We start from the raw sequence: 2,716 nt of genomic DNA, 5'->3' as shown, positions 1-2,716 counted from the left end.
GATGACCTGACCATCCAGCACGTTGAGTGCGGCAAACAAGGTCGTAGTGCCATTACGTTTGTAGTCGTGGGTCATCGTTTCTGCGCGGCCCTTTTTGAGGGGGAGTCCCGGTTGGGTCCGGTCCAGGGCCTGTACCTGACTTTTTTCATCTCCGGCTTACTCTGCGTGGTCAATTCTACCAGGCGGGCCACATCCACATGGAGCTGTTTTATCATCATAAACCTTAAGTTTCACCAAGAATGCAACACCACACTAGCGTTGCTCGTCTCTGGCCTATATGACCCCCTTACTTATAAAATTCCGTAGTTATGGGATTGGCTCCAATGCCGTCCTGTATTCAGATCATTGGTGAGTTATACCACTATTGCATGAAATTTTTATCATGCAATTTTCTTATGTCATATAGCGTATAGAATATATTGCAGGTTTATTTCTCTGCCAGTTATAACAGCTTCGCACAGGCAGGATTAAATGCTTAAATGTCGCTTATTGGCGACATTGTTATGTTTTTATAAAATAACCTATTATCACAATCAAATATATGATTTTATTTTATATTTTTTTAATATAAGAAAAAACTGTGATCAAAAATTGAAAATATAACCGTAGCCATACAGCGACATAAGCCGCAGTAAATATTTTGTGCTCAACATTTACAGCATGGTAATCATGTGATTATATATTTGGCATAGAATTTGCTGAAGTTCTATTATGTTTATTTTTGTCTCAAAAAATAAAAACCCGCTTTTCTCTTATGCTGTGCTGGGATTAGGTGCGATATTTGCGCTTTCAGGCATTTCTACTGCATTTGCAGATCCTTTTTCCTTTGCAAATGTCCAGAAATCTGCACAAAAGTTGTCCCGCAGAGCTTGGAAACCGCGCCCCATTTCCGCTGGCCAATATCTGCGCAGGCTGAGCCCACAGGCATATGGTCGGATTCTGGACGTACACCCCCTCTGGAAGGGGCAGGATTTACCGTTTGAAGTCGTGTTTTATCCACTGGGGCATACCTTTGTCCATCCCGTACAAATGAATGTTATTCAGCACGGACAGTCCTTTCCGCTGCCCTACAGTGCCAGGCTGTTTGCTACCCATGGGGTAGTTAGTCAGTCGCAACTCCCGCGTAAAGGAGGATACGCAGGATTTTCTTTGCTTTACCCACTGGATACTCCTCCTTACCACAACGAGTTTGTGTCTTTCCTCGGTGCCAGTTATTTCCGTGCTGTCGGCAAGGGCGCCGTCTATGGAACTTCAGCCAGAGGCCTTGGAATAGATACAGCCTTACCTTCTGGTGAAATTTTTCCTTATTTCCAGGAGTTCTGGTTGCAACGACCCAAGCCAGGAGCGCGGCACATGATCATTTATGCCCTGCTGAATAGCCCTGTAATAACCGGGGCCTACCGGTTTACGGTAATCCCCGGGGAAAGTACACGCATCCGCGTTCGGGCCGTTTTGTACCCGCGCAAAAAAATCAAACAGCTTGAAATTGCACCGCTTTCAAGCATGTACTGGCATGGTCGTGGTCGAGGTATTAGAGCCGGGGACTGGCACCCTCAACAACATGATTCCAGCGATCTGATCATGGCGGCCCGTGATGGTCAATGGATCACAAGACCGTTGAATAACCCTCTGCACATCCAGGTGACTCGTTATCTTCTCAATAACCCCATTGGTTTCGGATTCTTTCAACAGGATCGCCGCTTTTCTAACTACGAAGGATTAATTACACAGTATCAAAAAAGGCCCAGCGTCTGGATTCACCCGCTTAATCACTGGGGGAAAGGACAGGTGGAGCTGGTAGAATTGCCGACAAACAACCGTAATACGGATAACATGGTGACCTTTTGGGTACCCGCGAAACCCCTGCGACCGGGTGAATCACTGCGGGTGCATTACCAGATCCGGTTTTTCCGGAACGACAAACAGCTCCCATCTGGCGGGCATCCAGTCGCTACCTTTCTGGGTAACGATCCGCACATGAAGGGCGCCAAGACATTGGTGGTGGATTTCGCCGGAGATGGATTGGGTCATCTCCCCGCACAAACCCCTATGCACGCCCATTTTACGGTCGGAGCAGGGGTACATATTCTCCATTCGTCAGTGCGATTCAATCCCTTGAAGCACCAATGGCAGGTGAACGCCCAGATTCTCCCAGCCAGACATCAACCCCGTAACATCAGCCTGTTTCTGGCTTCAAAAGGGAAAGTGCTTAGTGATACCTGGTTATATTTATTACCCCCTCAAAAGGAGGCAGCATAATGTATAGAAGCCCGGATAATTTCGATATTCTGCATCCAGTTCGACCCAGTAACGACCCGTCTACCGACACTGTCAGACTACCCATTGCTGCGACACATTACCTGGACAAACTCGGACTGTCTTCCGCCCAACGGAATTGGGTAGAAAGCCAGGTCATAACAGGTCTACACGCACAGGCTGGTCGTATCAATGGAATCAGTCCAACTTGGTTTGCACTGATGCAAACCGCTATTGGCGCGATGGCTGAGGATAGCGATGAACTCAACGCTCGTCTGGCCACTGCATCACCGGCAGCTCGTGCGCAAAACCATCCAGCACGCTGGTTTGAACAGCAACAATCTCCGGCAATATTACGTTCTTCTATGGCGTCAAAACGATTCGTCCGGAAGATTCGGGAATATTTAGAGGAAGAATGCATGCCTGTATGGGCATTCAGGACACCATCCAGTATGAGAAA

1 protein-coding gene and 2 pseudogenes are annotated in these 2,716 nt (G+C 47.5%); 2 read left to right on the top strand and 1 reads right to left on the bottom strand.

Annotated elements, in window-relative coordinates; translation table 11 throughout:
* A pseudogene (locus BLW97_RS19330) lies at positions 1 to 150 on the bottom strand (IS630 family transposase); the annotation flags it as partial.
* 561 nt (positions 151 to 711) lie between these two features.
* Here BLW97_RS19330 and BLW97_RS18525 point away from each other — a divergent pair.
* Together BLW97_RS18525 and BLW97_RS18520 are read left to right on the top strand one after the other, a co-directional pair.
* A complete protein-coding gene (locus tag BLW97_RS18525; RefSeq protein WP_075324207.1) occupies positions 712 to 2,259 on the top strand; it encodes an OpgD/OpgG family glucan biosynthesis protein in 1,548 nt (515 codons plus the stop codon).
* Positions 2,259 to 2,716, top strand: a pseudogene (locus BLW97_RS18520) (hypothetical protein); the annotation flags it as partial. The gene BLW97_RS18525 and the pseudogene BLW97_RS18520, both read left to right, overlap by 1 nt.

The organism is Acidithiobacillus albertensis (assembly GCF_001931655.1).
GTDB classification, from domain to species: domain Bacteria; phylum Pseudomonadota; class Gammaproteobacteria; order Acidithiobacillales; family Acidithiobacillaceae; genus Acidithiobacillus; species Acidithiobacillus thiooxidans.
This window is presented reverse-complemented; position numbering and strand designations above follow the sequence as displayed.

Bases quoted from the DNA above. Each gene is read 5' to 3' on its own strand.
- BLW97_RS18525 (WP_075324207.1), top strand. From the start codon at position 712: ATGTTTATTTTTGTCTCAAAAAATAAAAACCCGCTTTTCTCTTATGCT.